The sequence below is a fragment of the Helicobacter pylori SA221C genome (assembly GCF_000476855.1).
GTDB lineage: Bacteria > Campylobacterota > Campylobacteria > Campylobacterales > Helicobacteraceae > Helicobacter > Helicobacter pylori_DK.
Window position 1 is genome coordinate 1 of the sequence record NZ_CBPT010000013.1, and the last position, 16,712, is coordinate 16,712.

Annotated in this window: 15 protein-coding genes and 1 tRNA gene; 5 read left to right on the forward strand and 11 right to left on the reverse strand. The window is 40.5% G+C overall.

The genetic code is table 11. From position 1 onward, the window contains the following. Positions 1–58: 58 nt before the first annotated feature. The 10 genes from QU01_RS06235 to glmM form a co-directional block, all read right to left on the reverse strand. Positions 59–856 (reverse strand): urease accessory protein UreD, encoded by a 798-nt coding sequence (locus QU01_RS06235; protein WP_033762773.1) that lies wholly within the window; start codon positions 854–856, stop codon positions 59–61. After that, complete coding sequence (ureG, locus tag QU01_RS06240) at positions 856–1,455, reverse strand: urease accessory protein UreG (RefSeq protein ID WP_033762775.1); 600 nt, start codon at positions 1,453–1,455, stop codon at positions 856–858. The genes QU01_RS06235 and ureG overlap by 1 nt, the downstream gene beginning before the upstream one ends. A gap of 28 nt (positions 1,456–1,483) precedes the next feature. Further along, a complete protein-coding gene (locus tag QU01_RS06245; protein ID WP_080248383.1) occupies positions 1,484–2,248 on the reverse strand; it encodes an urease accessory protein UreF in 765 nt (254 codons plus the stop codon). An 11-nt stretch (positions 2,249–2,259) separates the two neighbouring features. After that, complete coding sequence (gene ureE / locus QU01_RS06250) at positions 2,260–2,772, reverse strand: urease accessory protein UreE (RefSeq protein ID WP_033762777.1); 513 nt, start codon at positions 2,770–2,772, stop codon at positions 2,260–2,262. A 1-nt stretch (position 2,773) separates the two neighbouring features. Further along, complete coding sequence (gene ureI, locus QU01_RS06255; RefSeq protein WP_000901267.1) at positions 2,774–3,361, reverse strand: acid-activated urea channel protein UreI; 588 nt, start codon at positions 3,359–3,361, stop codon at positions 2,774–2,776. A gap of 193 nt (positions 3,362–3,554) precedes the next feature. Beyond that, positions 3,555–5,264, reverse strand: coding sequence for an urease subunit beta (ureB, locus tag QU01_RS06260; protein ID WP_000724295.1), 1,710 nt, complete (start codon positions 5,262–5,264; stop codon positions 3,555–3,557). Between the two features lie 3 nt (positions 5,265–5,267). After that, complete coding sequence (gene ureA, locus QU01_RS06265) at positions 5,268–5,984, reverse strand: urease subunit alpha (protein ID WP_000779222.1); 717 nt, start codon at positions 5,982–5,984, stop codon at positions 5,268–5,270. A 248-nt stretch (positions 5,985–6,232) separates the two neighbouring features. After that, positions 6,233–6,308: transfer RNA gene (locus tag QU01_RS06270), tRNA-Val, on the reverse strand. 20 nt (positions 6,309–6,328) lie between these two features. After that, positions 6,329–6,802: a signal peptidase II gene (gene lspA / locus QU01_RS06275; protein WP_033762778.1), complete on the reverse strand. Its 474-nt coding sequence runs from the start codon at positions 6,800–6,802 to the stop codon at positions 6,329–6,331. After that, positions 6,796–8,133: a phosphoglucosamine mutase gene (gene glmM, locus QU01_RS06280; RefSeq protein WP_033762780.1), complete on the reverse strand. Its 1,338-nt coding sequence runs from the start codon at positions 8,131–8,133 to the stop codon at positions 6,796–6,798. The genes lspA and glmM overlap by 7 nt, the downstream gene beginning before the upstream one ends. A gap of 89 nt (positions 8,134–8,222) precedes the next feature. On the opposite strand from glmM, the gene rpsT reads away from it, so the two are divergent. From rpsT to QU01_RS06305, 5 genes are all read left to right on the forward strand, one after another. Then, positions 8,223–8,492 carry a 30S ribosomal protein S20 gene (gene rpsT / locus QU01_RS06285; protein ID WP_001273627.1) on the forward strand — a complete coding sequence of 90 codons (270 nt, stop codon included), beginning with the start codon at positions 8,223–8,225 and terminating at the stop codon, positions 8,490–8,492. 125 nt (positions 8,493–8,617) lie between these two features. After that, complete coding sequence (gene prfA, locus QU01_RS06290) at positions 8,618–9,676, forward strand: peptide chain release factor 1 (protein ID WP_033762781.1); 1,059 nt, start codon at positions 8,618–8,620, stop codon at positions 9,674–9,676. A 436-nt stretch (positions 9,677–10,112) separates the two neighbouring features. Then, complete coding sequence (locus tag QU01_RS06295) at positions 10,113–10,370, forward strand: hypothetical protein (protein WP_033762783.1); 258 nt, start codon at positions 10,113–10,115, stop codon at positions 10,368–10,370. Positions 10,371–10,381: 11 nt separating this feature from the next. Next, positions 10,382–12,172, forward strand: coding sequence for an outer membrane beta-barrel protein (locus QU01_RS06300; protein ID WP_033762784.1), 1,791 nt, complete (start codon positions 10,382–10,384; stop codon positions 12,170–12,172). Between the two features lie 249 nt (positions 12,173–12,421). After that, positions 12,422–14,167 (forward strand): dentin sialophosphopreproprotein, encoded by a 1,746-nt coding sequence (locus tag QU01_RS06305; protein WP_033762786.1) that lies wholly within the window; start codon positions 12,422–12,424, stop codon positions 14,165–14,167. 384 nt (positions 14,168–14,551) lie between these two features. On the opposite strand, the gene tlpC is transcribed toward QU01_RS06305, so the two are convergent. Then, positions 14,552–16,573: a methyl-accepting chemotaxis protein TlpC gene (tlpC, locus tag QU01_RS06310; RefSeq protein ID WP_033762788.1), complete on the reverse strand. Its 2,022-nt coding sequence runs from the start codon at positions 16,571–16,573 to the stop codon at positions 14,552–14,554. Positions 16,574–16,712: the final 139 nt, after the last annotated feature.

A 16,712-nucleotide genomic window follows, 5' to 3' on the forward strand; every position in this document is an offset into this window, starting at 1 on the left:
GGGGGGGTTAAAAAGACTAAAGAAATTTAATCTTAATTTAATCTTTTTGAAGCGCTTTTTAAATCTTTGGCGTAATCGTTTGGGTGATAAAGCGAGCGATTCTTTCTCTTAAATGCAACAAGGGTTCTGAACCTTTCGCTAAAGCTTTTAGGCATAAATGAGAACTAGCGATTTCACTTACGGCTCCATCCACCCCTTCGCTTTCTTCAATGCATTCTCGCACACCAGAGAGCTCTATGGGGCAATTGACAAGCACCAAATTCAAATAATGCGTATAGCCATCAAACATGCACATGTTATTCATATCGGTGGTTTTGGGATCTAAAATCGTATTATCATAATAGATGGGCTTCTCATCTTGTAAAATAGCGATTTTGGTGTGCAAGCGGTTGAATTGGAACAACTCATTGCGCGCCACTCGCCCAGCAACAATGATTTCACTATAAAGCAATTGAGAGCTAGAGCGTAAAGAAATCGTGGTATTGCCCTTAAAATGCGCGTTTTCAAAGGGGATTAACGGGAAAGGCGCGAAGTCTAAAAAAGCGTTTTCCCCCACAACGATATGCATGTCTCTGCTGGCAAACCCGTCTTCAGTGTTATGGATTTTTTCAAAGGACTGCGAAGTGATCCTTAGCTTGCAATTTTGACCGATGTTTAATTGCACATCTTGCACATCGCCTTTCATTAAGCCAGGGCTTACCGCTAAAAGCATGATTTCAGCTAAATCGTCTTTAGGGTAAAAGGGTGCCATAAGCTTAAAGGGGGGCGTGAAAAAATTGTCTTCAATCACGCACCGCCCATCAGTCCCTATTTTGGTTTTTAACCTGAGTTTGGATTCTTGAGCGTAAGTGTTCATCAATCTTCCAATAAAGCGTTGCGCTTAATCCATGCGATCACATCGTCTAGGCCTTCTTTAGCGCGGATATTCGTAAAAATAAAGGGTTTTTCGCCGCGCATTTTTTTAGAATCCCTTTCCATGACTTTCAAGTCCGCTCCCACATAGGGGGCTAAATCAATCTTATTGATGACAAGCAAGTCTGAGCGCGTGATTCCTGGGCCGCCTTTCCTAGGGATTTTATCGCCCTCAGCCACATCAATCACAAAAATCGTAAAGTCCGCTAGCTCTGGGTTGAAAGTCGCTGAAAGGTTGTCGCCTCCGCTTTCAATCAAAAGCAGTTCCAAATTAGGGAAACGGCCATGCATTTCTTCTACCGCTTCTAAATTCATAGAAGCGTCTTCTCTAATAGCGGTATGAGGACAGCCTCCAGTTTCTACGCCAATAATCCTCTCTCGTGGCATCACCGAATTTTTACACATAAACTCTGCGTCTTCTTTCGTGTAAATATCATTAGTGATGACCGCCATGTCATAATCTTTTGACATGTAGCGCGTTAAAGCTTCAATCAAGGCGGTTTTACCGCTTCCTACAGGACCACAAACTCCAATTTTTACCATAAAATTCCTTTCAATTTGAGATTAAAATTCAAGACATATAAAGGCGCGAGTATAAAATCTCATGCTGCATCGCCTTAATGTCGTTTTGAACGCTTGCTGCGCACAAGTGGCTTTCGTCTAATTCTAGGGTTTTTTCTATGAGCTGGTTGAAAGGGTTTTGCAAGCTCAATAAGATTTTTTGCCCGTCGTTTTGAGATAGTGGGACGCTTTTAACGCAGTTGATCACCATGTTAGAAGTTTGCGCATAAAGATAATGCCTTAAAGCCTTTTTCAATTCCATATTCAAACTCGCCGCAAAAACGCCGTAGCTAGTGGCATGGGTGGGATCTTTGGTTTTTTGAGCGTAAGCACTAAAAAATGCGCCCATGTTTAATTCGTTCATGGCTTGTAAGGTTTTAATGAAGCGATTGCCTAGCTTTTGATTGGCTAATCGTAATTCCATGGGGCTTGTGGATAGCATAATGATTTCTTCAACCTCTAAGATCTTTTTTAAATCTTGTTGGAGGGTGCTTTCATAGGTTAATTTCAAGCTCAGCATTTCCGTATAAAGGAACTGGCTAGAGAGATTGGCTTTTAAATATTCTAAAGCGCTTTCTTTATTGCTAACCTTTTTTTGCTGTATGTAAGTTTCTAGCCCAAAAGAATGCGTGTAAGATCCAATGGGGAACACCGCATCATTGACTTGTAAGATCAGAAATTCATTATCCACATGAGCGTTGTTGTCTGTCTTTGGAGTTTTTAGGGGCATACCCACGCTTTTTTTGGTGCTTTTCACGCTCTTTCCTTTATCCATTTGTTATTTTTCTATTTCATGACCACTTTAAAATCGCTCGCCAGTGAGACCTTAAAATTAGGCTCACTATGGGGCATGCTCACGGTTAAGCGATCTTTGGAATCCAATTTTGAACTTAAAACACGATTTTGAACCCCTAGCTTTTCTAGTAACGCTAGTGTGGGCTTTTCAAATGGTGTTTTAAATTCAAATTGAGACTCGCCATAGTATAAAGCCGCATGGCGGTTTCCTATTTCGTAGCATATTTTCGCTACTTCTGCCACGCTCTTAGCTTGGATGTGAATGACTTCAGAATCCAAGATATTAACGGCGATAATTTCCTTCTCTTCTTTGAATAAAATATCCCCTTGAGAGAGACCCAACTTGGGAGCGTCTTTAAGGCGTATGGCTATGTCTTTGCCTTTCCTGGTTTTAAAACGAGCGATTTTTTTCCTCGTTTCAAACCATTCCAAATCCACATAATCCACGCTGAAATCCAAGGGGTTTAAATCCCTTAGATTGCCTATTAAACGCTCTATGATCATCTCACACCCAGTGTTGGATAAAGAGTAACCAAGCAGGGATCCAAGCGGTTAAAATGCCCTCAATGATAGCAAGCCATGGAGTGAATTTCCCTAAAGGGATTTTCAAGATGTTTTCAATGAAAGCGGTAAGCCACAAAACACCCCAAGCCAACCAAATGATCGCCCACCAATCGCCTTCAGTGATGCCTAACACTTTGTGGTCATCAAGCATATCGCTATAGTGGGATAAAATCGCAGCAGGAACAGTGTTGATCGCTACGAATAAGCTATACCAAGAATACGGCCTCCAATCCAAACCAAAAGTGTGGTTGATAGCCGCATACAAGTAGGTAAAACCAAACAATAACCCAGTCGCTGGCCCATAGAAACTAGTCAAATGGTGCGATACTTGAGCAATATCTTCGGCACCTTCTACAGGGGCTGTAGGGTGGAGTGCAGAATAAGTGATGACCACCACATTACAAACAATGGAAAGTCCGCCCACAAAAAAGTTCATCACCGCAGTGCTTTTAGGATCGACTTTGGTTAATCCGCAAATCCCATTGCTGATTAAAACAATCCCAACATATAACAATACAAGTCCTAGCATTGCCTTTTCCTTCCAAACAAAAATTTTTACAACAAACGCACCTTACGAATAACTTTTGTTGCTTGAGCTAATCATAAAGAAAAATAGTAAATTGACAAAAAATAAAAACAAAAAAAAGCCCCCAATTTTTTGATAAACAAAAAATCAGAGAGCTAAAAACTAAGGATTTAAGGAGCGTTGCTCCTAAAAAATCCTAGAAAATGCTAAAGAGTTGTGCCAAGCTCACTTTATTGGCTGGTTTAGAAGTTACTTCTTTGCCATCCACGAACACATGGTAAGTTTCAGGATTGACTTCAATGTGAGCGGTAGTGTCGTTGAATTGCATGTCTTTTTTAGTGATGTTTCTGCAATTTTTTACCGGCAACACTTGTCTTTCAAGCCCCAATTCTTCTTTAATGCCTTTGTCATAAGCCGCTTGAGACACAAAAGTGATGTTTGCATCGTATTTGGCTTTACCATGATGAGCGAACATTTCTCTGTAATAAACCGGTTGTGGGGTAGGGATAGAAGCGTTCGCATCGCCCATTTGACTCAATGCAATGAACCCACCTTTAATGATCATGTTGGGTTTTACGCCAAAGAATGCTGGACTCCACAATACCAAGTCAGCCACTTTGCCCACTTCTACAGAACCTACATACTCGCTAATCCCATGAGCGATCGCTGGGTTAATGGTGTATTTAGACAAGTAGCGTTTGATTCTGAAGTTGTCGTTATCGCCTTTTTCTTCTTTCAAGCGGCCAAATTCTTTTTTGTTTTTGTCAGCTGTTTGCCAAGTTCTGGTGATAACTTCACCCACACGACCCATAGCTTGAGAGTCAGAACTAGTGATTGAGAAAATCCCCATGTCATGCAAAGTGTCTTCAGCCGCAATGGTTTGAGGGCGGATCCTTGAATCAGCGAACTGGACATCTTCTTTAATGCTTTTATCCAAGTGGTGGCACACCATAAGCATGTCCATGTGTTCTGCTTCTGTATTCACAGTGAAAGGGATAGTGGGGTTAGTGGAAGCGGGCAGAATGTTGTGTTCGCCGGCCACTTTAATGATATCAGGAGCGTGTCCGCCGCCAGCGCCTTCAGTGTGGAAAGTGTGCATAGTGCGTCCGGCAATGGCTGCCATAGTGTCTTCTACACAACCGGCTTCATTCAAAGTGTCTGTGTGGATAGCGACTTGCACATCGTATTTGTCCGCAACATCTAACGCATGATTGATTGCAGAAGGAGTTGTTCCCCAGTCTTCGTGGATTTTAAAGCCAATCGCACCAGCTTCAATTTGATCGGCTAAGCTCGCATCATTAGATGCGTTACCTTTAGCCAAGAAACCTAAGTTCATAGAATATTCTTCAGCCGCTCTGAGCATCCATTTTAAATTTCTTCTGCCTGGAGTGATAGTGGTTGCGTTAGTGCCATCAGCAGGGCCAGTTCCGCCACCAATCATGGTTGTTACACCGCTTGCAAAAGCTGTAGGGATTTGTTGAGGTGAAATGAAGTGGATGTGTGTGTCAATACCACCAGCAGTTACAATCAAACCTTCACCGGCTAAGGCTTCAGTAGCAGGACCCACGCTAAGATTGTTTTTAACGCCATCTTGCATGTCTTTGTTACCGCCTTTACCAATGCCAGCGATTTTGCCATCTTTAATACCAATATCCGCTTTATAAATACCGGTGTAATCCACGATTAAAGCGTTAGTGATGATTAGATCCAGTTCTTCTTTGCTGGGGTTGTTGGATTGGCTCATGCCTTCTCTTAGAGTTTTACCGCCACCGAATTTAAGCTCTTCGCCATAAATGGTGTAGTCATGTTCTACTTCAGCGATCAAGTCTGTATCGCCCAATCTCACTTTATCGCCTGTAGTAGGACCATACATAGAAACATATTCTTTTCTGCTAATCTTTTTCATTTCTTACTCCTTAATTGTTTTTACATAGTGGTCATCGCTTTTAGCGCCATGAAAACCACGCTCTTTAGCTCTGTGTAAAGCAATTTTTTTGCTTTCGTTGTCTGCTTGCCTATCAACCAACGCGTTAAATCCAAAGATTCTCCTGTTACCGCCAATGTCAATCAATTCTACGGATTTTTCTTCGCCAGGTTCAAACCTTACCGCTGTCCCGCTCGCAATGTCTAAGCGTTTACCGAAAGTTTTTTCTCTGTCAAAGTCTAAGCATCTATTCACTTCAAAGAAATGGAAGTGTGAGCCGATTTGAACCGGTCTGTCGCCAACATTTTTAACTTTCACGCTAACGGCTTTTTTGCCTTCGTTGATAGTGATGTCTTCATTTTTTAAGAACAACTCACCAGGAACTAATTTACCATTGGCCTCAATAGGGGTATGCACGGTTACGAGTTTGGTTCCATCAGGAAACATCGCTTCAATACCCACTTCATGGATCATGCTTGCCACGCCATCCATCACATCATCAGGTTTTAAAAGAGTGCGTCCTTCTTGCATCAATTCAGCCGCAGTCTTTTTACCAGCTCTCGCTTCTTCCATAATATGGGCACTAATCAAAGCTACCGCTTCTACATAGTTAAGCTTAATGCCTTTTTCTTTGCGTTTTTTAGCCAATTCTCCAGCATAGTGGAGCATCAACTTGTCTAACTCTTTTGGGGTGAGTTTCATCTCATTCTCCTATTCTTAAAGTGTTTTTCCTTGAAGACATAACGAAATCAAGGTTGGAGTAATTGTAGCAATGTTTTGATTTACTAAGATTAACAGAAGCGTTCATTAACTAATTATTATTTAAAATAAATTAGTGTTATAGTTTTGAAGCGCTATAAAATCGTTATTAGAAGCGCGTTTAATACCCCTTTAGAATTTATAAAGATCAAAAACTTGCAAAAAAATGAGAATTAGGACTGGGGTAATAATGGTGGCCACGACTGGACTTGAACCAGCGGCCACTACCATGTCAAGGTAGTGCTCTACCAACTGAGCTACGCGACCTTTTATTTTAAAAAGAGTGATTATGCCTTAATTTTGTTTTGTTTTTGCTTAAAAAAGAATTGTTTTAACAATAAAACGCCCACACCCACATCTATCATGACATCAGCGAAGTTAAAAATGGCAAAATCAAACCCATAATGATAATACACATAATCCACTACGCCCCCATGCACAAACCGGTCTAAAACATTAGAAACCCCAGCACCAAACACCATGCCAAACTCTATCGCATGGTTTTTAAAAAGCTCCCTTTGGCGCATTAAAAAGATAAAAAGTCCTAAAATCAAAAGGATTTGCAAGTATTTCAAACCCCCCTCTAAAAAACTGAGCAAGGAAAACGCCACGCCTTTATTGAACACTAAAACAATATCTATTATCAAACTTTCATAGCGAAACCCCTCTAAAATAGCGTATTTAATCGCTTGATCCACGCCAAAAATAAGGAAAAAAACCCCTATAAAAATCAACAGGCTTTTTTTTGTGGTTTTTAGCACAAATGCCCTTCAAAAAACTCTTTTAATTCTTGCATTTTGGATTCTAAAAGTTTTTCATCTTTAGCTTCTAAAAGGATTCGTAATTTGTTTTCAGTGCCGCTATAGCGGATCAAATGGCGGATCTCTAGTTGGTCTAATTCTTTTAAAAGAGCGCTATAACCTTTCAGGCTTTCTAAAGGGGGCTTTTTTTGGACATTCAAATTCACTAGGTTTTGAGGGTATAATTCAAAGGGGTTTAACGCAACAGAGCTCACTTGCTTACTTTCTAACACAAGTGCGCTCACTTGCAACGCGCACACCAAACCATCGCCGGTTTTAGCGTAATCGCTAAAAATGATATGCCCGCTTTGCTCGCCTCCAAAATTGGCTTTATTCAATCGCATGCATTCGCTCACAAACTTATCCCCAATCGCACAATGCCTCAATTCTAAATCTTGGGATTTCAGGTATTCTTTAAGGGCTAAATTGCTCATGTTTGTAGCGACAATCGCTTGAGAAGAAAGGGCGTTTTTAGATTTTTGATAAACCCCTAACACCCCTAAAAGCTTATCCCCATGCACGATATTCCCTAAATTATCCACCACCACTAGCCTATCCGCATCGCCATCAAAAGCAAAGCCTAAATCCGCACGGTATTTTTTCACTTCCTGGCTCAATTGGTTGGGGTGTAAAGCCCCGCATTGCTCATTGATGTTACACCCATTAGGCTCATCATTAATCACTAACACATCAGCCCCAAGCTCGCTAAAAACGACCGGAGCCACCTTATAAGCCGCACCATTAGCCGTATCTAGAACGATCCTTAAACTCTGTAAATTCAAATGTTTGGGGAAAGAGTGTTTTAAATGCACGATATAGCGCCCTATGACATCATCTATCCTTTTAGCGCTACCGACGCTCTCGCCCACTTTATAGCTAGAATGCAGTAATCCTTCATCATGAAAGATTTCTTCAATCGCTTTTTCTTCTTCTTCTTTAAGCTTATAGCCATAAGAATTGAAAAACTTAATACCATTATCTTCAAAAGGGTTGTGGCTCGCGCTTATCATAATGCCCGCATCACAGCGCATGTCTTCGGTTAAAAACGCAATCGCAGGGGTAGGCATAGGCCCTATTTGAATCACGTTATAGCCTATGGAAGTGAGAGCGCTCACTAAAGCGTTTTCTACCATGTAGCCGCTTTTTCTGGTGTCTTTACCGATTAGAATTTTATTCGTTTGAGAATGTTTTTTAAAATACAATCCGGCAGCAACGCCCAAACGCATCACAAACATGGGGGTGAGTTTCACCCCTGCTTTGCCCCTCACGCCATCAGTCCCAAAAATTTTCATCGTTATAAAATACCTTTTAAACTATTTTTAATCAATTTTTAGATAGAATTATGCCAAATTTTACATTACAAAGGGATTAAAACAAGGCTATGGCAAATCATAAGTCCGCAGAAAAGCGAATCAGACAGACCATTAAAAGAACCGAACGCAACAGGTTCTATAAAACTAAAGTTAAAAATATCATTAAAGCCGTGCGTGAAGCGGTCGCCATCAATGATGTAGCAAAAGCTCAAGAGCGTTTGAAAATCGCTAATAAAGAGTTGCATAAATTTGTCAGCAAGGGGATTTTAAAGAAAAACACCGCTTCTAGGAAAGTCTCAAGGCTTAACGCTTCAGTGAAAAAAATCGCTCTCGCTTAGTTTTAGGGCGTTTTTGACTTCTTTAAGCTCAGTAATGGGTTTTTATTATTGGGCTTCTTTTTAAGTTTTGCGTTTTTTAGATTGTTGCATCTTTTATATTCACATCTTTTTATAGGTAGTCTTGCATGTCCATTCTAGCTGAAAAGCTTTCTTCCATTCTCAAGCGATACGACGAACTCACAGCGTTGCTTTCTAGCACTGAAGTGATTAGCGATATTAAAAAACTCACCGAATTGAGCAAAGAGCAAAGCTCCATTGAAGAAATCTCTATAGCGAGTAAAGAGTATTTGAGCGTTTTAGAGAATATCAAAGAAAATAAGGAGCTTTTAGAAGACAAGGAATTGAGCGAACTGGCTAAAGAAGAGTTAAAAATTTTAGAAATCCAAAAAAGCGAGCTAGAAACTGCCATTAAACAACTCCTCATCCCCAAAGATCCTAATGACGATAAAAACATTTATTTAGAGTTAAGGGCCGGCACAGGGGGCGATGAAGCGGGCATTTTTGTAGGGGATTTGTTTAAAGCGTATTGCCGTTATGCGGATTTGAAAAAATGGAAAGTAGAGATAGTGAGCTCTAGCGAAAACAGCGTAGGGGGCTATAAAGAAATCATCGCTTTGATTAAGGGCAAGGGCGTGTATTCAAGGCTCAAATTTGAAGCAGGCACGCATCGAGTCCAAAGAGTCCCCGAGACAGAATCTCAAGGGCGTATCCACACTTCCGCTATCACAGTAGCGATCATGCCTGAAGTGGATGATGTGGAAGTTTCTATCAACCCTAGCGATTTAAAGATTGAAGTGTTTCGTGCTGGCGGGCATGGGGGGCAATGCGTCAACACCACAGACTCTGCGGTGCGCATCACGCACCTTCCCACCAATATCAGCGTGAGCATGCAAGATGAAAAATCCCAGCATAAAAACAAGGACAAAGCCCTAAAAATCTTAAAAGCGCGCCTTTATGAAAAACAAATTGAAGAGCAGCAACTCGCTAACGCCAAAGACCGAAAGGAGCAGGTGGGTAGTGGGGACAGGAGCGAAAGGATCCGCACCTATAATTACCCGCAAAACCGCTTGAGCGAACACCGAATCAATTTAACTCTGTATAGTTTAGAAGAAATCATGCTTTCAGGGAATTTAGATGAAGTGATCAACCCTTTAATCGCCCACGCCCAAAGCCAGTTTGAATGAGATTTTTACACGATACGACAAAAGCGATAAAACGCCCAAGCCTTTTTTAATTGATATTATTATAGCCTTATCACGATAGCCACCCGCTACTACCAAAAACCCTAACATGCTTCAAATTTTCGCCCCACACAAAAATAGCGTAAGAGCTTCCATAAAATCTAGTTAAATATAATTTTAAATTATTTATATATATAAATACATTTTTAAAAAATAAAACGATTTATTTAACCCATTCTTAACGAAAAATTCACTTTTTTGTGATATAACTCCAAAGCTTAATATTTGTAAGAGCGAATTGTATTCTGTAGAAGCGAATGTATGAGGACAACTCTCAAATTTTGATAGCTCCCTATATTTTTGCACCATAGCATGAATGCAATAAAAGAATGCAATAAAAAAAGAAATCCTTAGGATTTCTCACATTAAGGAGTTTTAAATGAAAAAAGTTTTTTTAGGTATGGCATTAGCCTTTAGTGTGTCTATGGCAGAAAAAAGCGGCGCGTTTTTAGGAGGAGGGTTTCAATATTCTAATTTAGAAAACCAAAACACCACCCGCACCCCAGGCGCTAACAATAACACTCCGATAGACACTTCAATGTTTGGCAGCAATCAAACAGCTCCAGCCAAAGAAACGCAGAGCGCTTCCAAACCGGACACTAAAATCAATCCAAGTGCAAGCTGGATGAAAAAATAAGGGAGGAAGTCATGAAAAAGTCATTCAAAAAATTAGGCTTTTTCTCTTTAGCAACGAGTAGCGTGCTTTTAGGGAGCATGAACGCTACCGATTTACAAACCTACGCAGCCTTGCAAAAACCATCGCATGTTTTTGGTAATTATGCTAAAAAGGATAAGGATAGTAAATTAACAAGCGATTCACCAACGCAACAACAAGCCCAAACTCAAGCCCAAAACACCGCTTCAAGCGACAAAACAGAAGCAACAACGCTTGAAAACACCGCTTCTACTGACAACACAACCGCCACAACTGATGAAGCTTATACAACAAGCACTGACACTACTGTATCTGGTGCGGCTCAAAAAGTAGAAACCGATAACATAGCCGTTCAAACAGCTGAACAAGCTTTAAAAAGTGCTGTAGAAAAAATTCAAGCTGATGCTAACGCTAAAGATTTTAATGAAACAACATTTAAAACCGATCAAGCAGCCGAGCAAACCGCTGAAAAAGCTTTACAACAGGCTGAGAGCAAACTCAACACCGATCAACAGACTTTAAACACAGCGTTACAAGATCAGACGAAAACACCAACCCCATCAACCCCACCAACTAAAGAGGAACCAAAACACACCGCTTCAAGCGGCACACCAGCTCCATCAACCCCACCAACTAAGGAGGAGCCAAAACACACCGCTAGTGCACCAACCCCAAGCGCTAGTGGCGTGGCAAGCCAGCTAGTTAAAGACACCACTACGGTTAATAGTCTTAAGAGCGTGAGCGTGAGTGGCATGAACACCACTTTAAGTGGGGTAGAAACCATGTCTCAACAGAGCGCAACGATTGGCAACCTTTTGAATAGTAGCACCGATTTAAGCAGTGTGATTCCCAACGCTCAAGGGCTAAGTAGTGCGTTTAGCGCATTAGAAAGCGCTCAAAACACTTTAAAAGGCTATTTAAATTCTTCTAGCGCGACGATTGGGCAATTGACAAACGGCTCTAATGCGGTTGTGGGCGCGTTAGATAAAGCTATCAATCAAGTGGATATGGCTTTGGCCGATCTTAGTGCAACTGATACGCAAAAAACGCAAGCCGTTGCGCTTGCAGCTGCTAGTGATAGCGCAACGACAACGACAGATGCCATCAATTTCTTAAACGCGCTAAAAACCAATCTAATGGCTCAAAAAGACGCTTTCATGAATGTGCATAAAAACATTCAAACCGCTGTCGCTCAAGCCCAAGCAACCTACACGCCAAGCGTGATCAACACCAATAATTACGGGCAAATGTATGGGGTAGATGCGATGGCAGGGTATAAGTGGTTCTTTGGTAAAACCAAACGCTTTGGCTTTAGATCTTATGGATATTACAGCTACAACCATGCGAATTTAAGCTTTGTAGGGAGCCAGCTTGGAATCATGGAGGGCGCGTCTCAAGTGAATAACTTCACTTATGGCGTGGGCTTTGATGCACTCTATAACTTCTATGAAAGTAAAGAGGGCTATAACACAGCAGGGTTGTTCGTGGGCTTTGGATTAGGAGGGGATTCGTTTATCGTTCAAGGAGAGAGCTACTTAAAATCTCAAATGCACATTTGCAACAACACCGCCGGCTGTTCAGCGAGCATGAACACGAGCTATTTCCAAATGCCTGTGGAATTTGGTTTTAGGAGCAATTTCTCTAAACACAGCGGGATTGAAGTGGGCTTTAAATTGCCTTTATTCACCAACCAATTCTATAAAGAAAGGGGCGTAGATGGATCGGTAGATGTGTTCTATAAAAGGAACTTCTCTATCTACTTTAACTACATGATCAACTTCTAAGCCTTTTTCTTCTTTTCAATAGAGGGTTTTCTCTCTGTTGGTTTCTTTTTTCTTTTTTTGCGGTGTTTGTTTTGTTGTGTTGGGGGGTTAGGTTTTTGTTTAAGAAAGTTTTTTAAAACTAAAGAAGCGTTTAAAACAGAACCTTTTGTTTTTTAGGTTTTATTTTTTACTTTGGCTTGTTTTCAAAAGTCATTTTGATTTCTAAAAATAGTCTATAATGCTCGCAAGAGATATTTTTTAAGGTTATCAATGAAAGCTATAAAAATACTTTTTATAATGACACTCAGTTTGAACGCTATCAGCGTGAATAGGGCGTTGTTTGATTTAAAAGATTCGCAATTAAAAGGGGAATTAACGCCAAAAATAGTGAATTTTGGGGGTTATAAAAGCAGCACCAAAGAGTGGGGAGCTACTGCTTTAAACTATATCAATGCGGCTAATGGCGATGCGAAAAAATTCAGCGCGTTAGTGGAAAAAATGCGTTTTAACTCCGGCATCTTGGGGAATTTTAGAGCGCATGCACATTTGAGGCAAGCCCTAAAATTGCAAAAGAATTTGAAATATTGCCTTAAAATCATCGCTAGGGATTCTTTTTATAGTTACCGCACCGGTATTTATATCCCCTTAGGCATTTCTTTAAAAGATCAAAAAACGGCTCAAAAAATGCTCGCTGATTTGAGCGTGGTAGGGGCGTATCTTAAAAAACAACAAGAGAATGAAAAGGCTCAAAGCCCTTATTACAGGAGCAACAACTATTACAACTCTTACTATAGCCCTTATTATGGCATGTATGGAATGTATGGAATGGGTATGTATGGCATGTATGGTATGGGCATGTATGATTTTTATGACTTTTATGATGGCATGTATGGGTTCTACCCTAACATGTTTTTCATGATGCAAGTTCAAGATTACTTGATGTTAGAAAATTACATGTATGCGCTCGATCAAGAAGAGATTTTAGACCATGACGCTTCTACTGACCAACTTGATACGCCTACTGATGATGACAAAGACGATAAAGACGATAAATCCTTACAACAAGCAAATCTCATGAGCTTTTATCGTGATCCCAAATTCAGCAAAGGCATTCAAACCAACCGCTTGAATAGCGCTTTAGTCAATTTAGACAACAGCCGCATGCTCAAAGACAATTCGCTTTTCCACACTAAAGCCATGCCCACTAAAAACGTGGATGCGATAACTTCTCAAGCCAAAGAGCTTAACCATTTAGTGGGGCAAATCAAAGAAATGAAGCAAGATGGGGCGAGCCCTAATAAGATTGATTCAGTGGTCAATAAAGCTATGGAAGTGAGAGACAAATTAGACAACAATCTCAACCAACTAGACAATGACTTAAAAGATCAAAAAGGGCTTTCAAGCGAGCAACAAGCCCAAGTGGATAAAGCCCTAGACAGCGTGCAACAATTAAGCCATAGCAGCGATGTGGTGGGGAATTATTTAGACGGGAGTTTGAAAATTGATGGCGATGACAGAGACGATTTGAATGATGCGATCAATAACCCTATGCAACAAACGCCTATTAACAACATGGACAACGCCCATGCAAATGACAGCAAAGATCGAGGGGGTAACGCACTCATAAACCCTAACAACGCCACCAACGATGATCATAATGATGATCACATGGACACTAATACCACTGACACCGGCAACGCAAACGACACACCCACTGATGATAAAGATACTAGCGGCAACAATACCGGCGATATGAATAATACTGATACCGGCAACACCGATACCGGTAACACTGATGATATGAGCAACATGAACAACGGCAACGATGATATGGGTAACGCTAATGACGACATGAACAACGGCAACGACATGGGCGATGACATGAACAACGCCAACGATATGAACGATGACATGGGTAATGGCAACGATGATATGGGCGATATGGGGGATATGAACGACGATATGGGTGGCGATATGGGAGACATGGGGGATATGGGTGGCGATATGGGGAATTGAGATTAACCCCCAACATCAAAGAGTGATAGCCAAAACTTAATATTTTTATTTATAATTCTTTTAAGGGGGATAGGGGGATACTTTGGCGATGAATACCCCCCCCTTTAACTCCCAAACCAACTCCCCTTAAGAACGCTTTTTAAAATCCAACCAAAGCTTTTTATCATCAAACTAGTGCAAAAAACTCCGTTCTTTAGGGTGCAAGATGTAAGCACTTAGGCTATATTCAAGCTAACAAAATACCTCTAGTCTTTTTAGGGTAAGAAATGCCCATGCAGACCTTAAAGAGCCTTTCGCATTAGCGTTCGTTAGGGTGCTTTAGTTAAAAAAACCCCTTGCTTTAGGCGGTTTTATATTTTAGACACTCAAAATTAAAAGCAGAAATCAAAATTTCTTCTTGCTCACATCTTCTAAAATATTTTGGGAGATCCCATCAATTTTAGTGCTGACTTGTAAAGAATAATTAGCGATAGTTAAATTATCCTGCACATCTTGTTGCAAGGCGTTAATGGAGTTGTGGATGTTTTCTACGCCCTTATTTTGCATTTTGATAGACTCAGCGTTATCGGCGATGCTTTGAACTAAAATATTGATATTGGCTTCAATCTCGCTGAGAGATTTTTGCGTCCTTTCAGCGAGTTTCCTCACCTCATCAGCCACCACCGCAAAGCCTTTGCCATGCTCGCCAGCTCTTGCGGCTTCAATAGCGGCATTCAGGGCTAATAGATTCGTTTGATCGGCAATATCTCTAATCATATCCACCACGCTTTTAATGTCTTCGCCTTGAGAAATCATCTCTTGACTTTTAGAATCAATCGTTGTAATAATATTAGTGATTTCTTCTAAGGATTGGGTGGTGTTTTTCAGGCTTCTTTCTTGCTTGTGGGCGGTTTTGGTCAAATTGTCCACGCAAGTTTTTAAATCTTTGGATTCATGATTGAGCGCGTTCGCAAACCCTAAAGAAGCTTTAAGCATGCTAGAAATTTCTTGCCCTAAAGTGTTGAGCGCTTTTTCCATGTTGGCTTTAGGATTTTGGATGTGGTGGGTGAAATCCAGGTTTTTATAATGCTCTAAGGCGTTATTTAGGGATTCAATATTGGCGCCAATTTGGTTACGAAAATACTGGATAATGCTATTAATCGTGTTTCTTAAAGCTTGCAAATCTTTGTTTTTAGGCACGCATGCGATTTCTTGCGTGAAATCCCCACTTTCCACAAAATTAGCCACTTCAATGCTGTTTTGAATGGCTTTATTATCGGCTTGAATGTTTTCTTGGGTTTTAAGGATATTTTCATTAATGGAAGCTTGCATCTGCCCGATTTCATCATAAGCGCTTGGGGGCGTTAGGCTTATGGCATGGTTATTTTTGGGGTTATTGAGCAAGTTGAAAAAATCATTTAGGGTGTTATTGACCCTACTGATGCGTTTGGTTATGAGGCTAGAAATGATGATAAAGACTAAAAAGGCTAACACCAGCACGCCTAAAATCAAAGTGGTGATAATAATGAATTTGGTGTTTGTCGCTTCTTTAAAGACTAAAGATTTATTGACATATTTTCCGATTGCCCAACGCCAATGATTGCCGTTATTCCCTTTTTCTTCAAAAAAATCAAAGGGCTGTATGGCTAAAAAGGTTTCTGTATCCCCGCTCAATGAATGGTAGCTCAAAGTGCCCGCTTCGTTTTGATTGTAATACTCCACAGCTTTAGCGACTCTTCTATCCGGATTGATAGCGCTTAAAATCTTATCTTGGATCTCACGATTAGGGTTGATTAAAAGCCTGCCGTCTTTCCCCATTAAAAAGGTGTTGCTCTTTTTCTTGCCTACCACATCGGTATAAAAAGCGTCAATGTTTAAAAAGAAATTCAGCGCACCTATAACATTTTGATTCTTACCCATTAAGGGGAGGGTAATATCCATGCCATAGATTTTATTGCCATTAACCTCTTTATAATAGGGATCTGAACGGGTTATACTTTTGAGCGAATGGATTTGATTAATCATGTTTTCATTGAGCGTGGTATTAGGGTAGGCGATTTTTGAATCCATGTTCATGGCAGTGATGACTCGTCCGTTATTATTCGTATAAATCGCGCTAACCAATAACACATGAGAGTTTGCCAGCAAAAACTCAGAGAGCATGCGCCTTTTTAGGGTGTCGTTGATAGCGCTATTTTCATCGCTTAAAAATTTTTCAAGGGTGTTAGCGCCAATAAAAATGCGTTTAATGATGCCTTGAATTTTAAAACTGACTAACTGAGCCTTTTTTTGCAACAATTCTGTGGCTTGGCTTTGCAACACGCTTTCAACCTTGTAGCTGATAATAACGCCCATAACAGCACTAATGACAATAACAACCGCACACACCATCATGACAATTTTAGAACCAATTCTTGTAGATTTCATTCCCTTTGCCCTTTTAAAACGAATTGATAGAGAATGATTATTATACATTATTTCACAACTCCAATCAAACCACACGCAAAAAACCCTAAAAAACACAAAAGCAAAAATCTTTTTTAAGAGCCTACACAAGCGGGCTTAT

What these genes read in the sequence shown, in the direction of transcription:
- QU01_RS06305 (WP_033762786.1), top strand. Translation starts at nt 12,422, where the DNA reads ATGAAAGCTATAAAAATACTTTTTATAATGACACTCAGTTTGAACGCT.
- ureI (WP_000901267.1), bottom strand. Translation starts at nt 3,361, where the DNA reads ATGCTAGGACTTGTATTGTTATATGTTGGGATTGTTTTAATCAGCAAT.
- prfA (WP_033762781.1), top strand. Translation starts at nt 8,618, where the DNA reads ATGTCCATTCTAGCTGAAAAGCTTTCTTCCATTCTCAAGCGATACGAC.
- ureA (WP_000779222.1), bottom strand. Translation starts at nt 5,984, where the DNA reads ATGAAACTCACCCCAAAAGAGTTAGACAAGTTGATGCTCCACTATGCT.
- tlpC (WP_033762788.1), bottom strand. Translation starts at nt 16,573, where the DNA reads ATGAAATCTACAAGAATTGGTTCTAAAATTGTCATGATGGTGTGTGCG.
- QU01_RS06235 (WP_033762773.1), bottom strand. Translation starts at nt 856, where the DNA reads ATGAACACTTACGCTCAAGAATCCAAACTCAGGTTAAAAACCAAAATA.
- QU01_RS06300 (WP_033762784.1), top strand. Translation starts at nt 10,382, where the DNA reads ATGAAAAAGTCATTCAAAAAATTAGGCTTTTTCTCTTTAGCAACGAGT.
- QU01_RS06245 (WP_080248383.1), bottom strand. Translation starts at nt 2,248, where the DNA reads ATGGATAAAGGAAAGAGCGTGAAAAGCACCAAAAAAAGCGTGGGTATG.
- QU01_RS06295 (WP_033762783.1), top strand. Translation starts at nt 10,113, where the DNA reads ATGAAAAAAGTTTTTTTAGGTATGGCATTAGCCTTTAGTGTGTCTATG.
- ureG (WP_033762775.1), bottom strand. Translation starts at nt 1,455, where the DNA reads ATGGTAAAAATTGGAGTTTGTGGTCCTGTAGGAAGCGGTAAAACCGCC.
- glmM (WP_033762780.1), bottom strand. Translation starts at nt 8,133, where the DNA reads ATGAAAATTTTTGGGACTGATGGCGTGAGGGGCAAAGCAGGGGTGAAA.
- ureB (WP_000724295.1), bottom strand. Translation starts at nt 5,264, where the DNA reads ATGAAAAAGATTAGCAGAAAAGAATATGTTTCTATGTATGGTCCTACT.
- ureE (WP_033762777.1), bottom strand. Translation starts at nt 2,772, where the DNA reads ATGATCATAGAGCGTTTAATAGGCAATCTAAGGGATTTAAACCCCTTG.
- rpsT (WP_001273627.1), top strand. Translation starts at nt 8,223, where the DNA reads ATGGCAAATCATAAGTCCGCAGAAAAGCGAATCAGACAGACCATTAAA.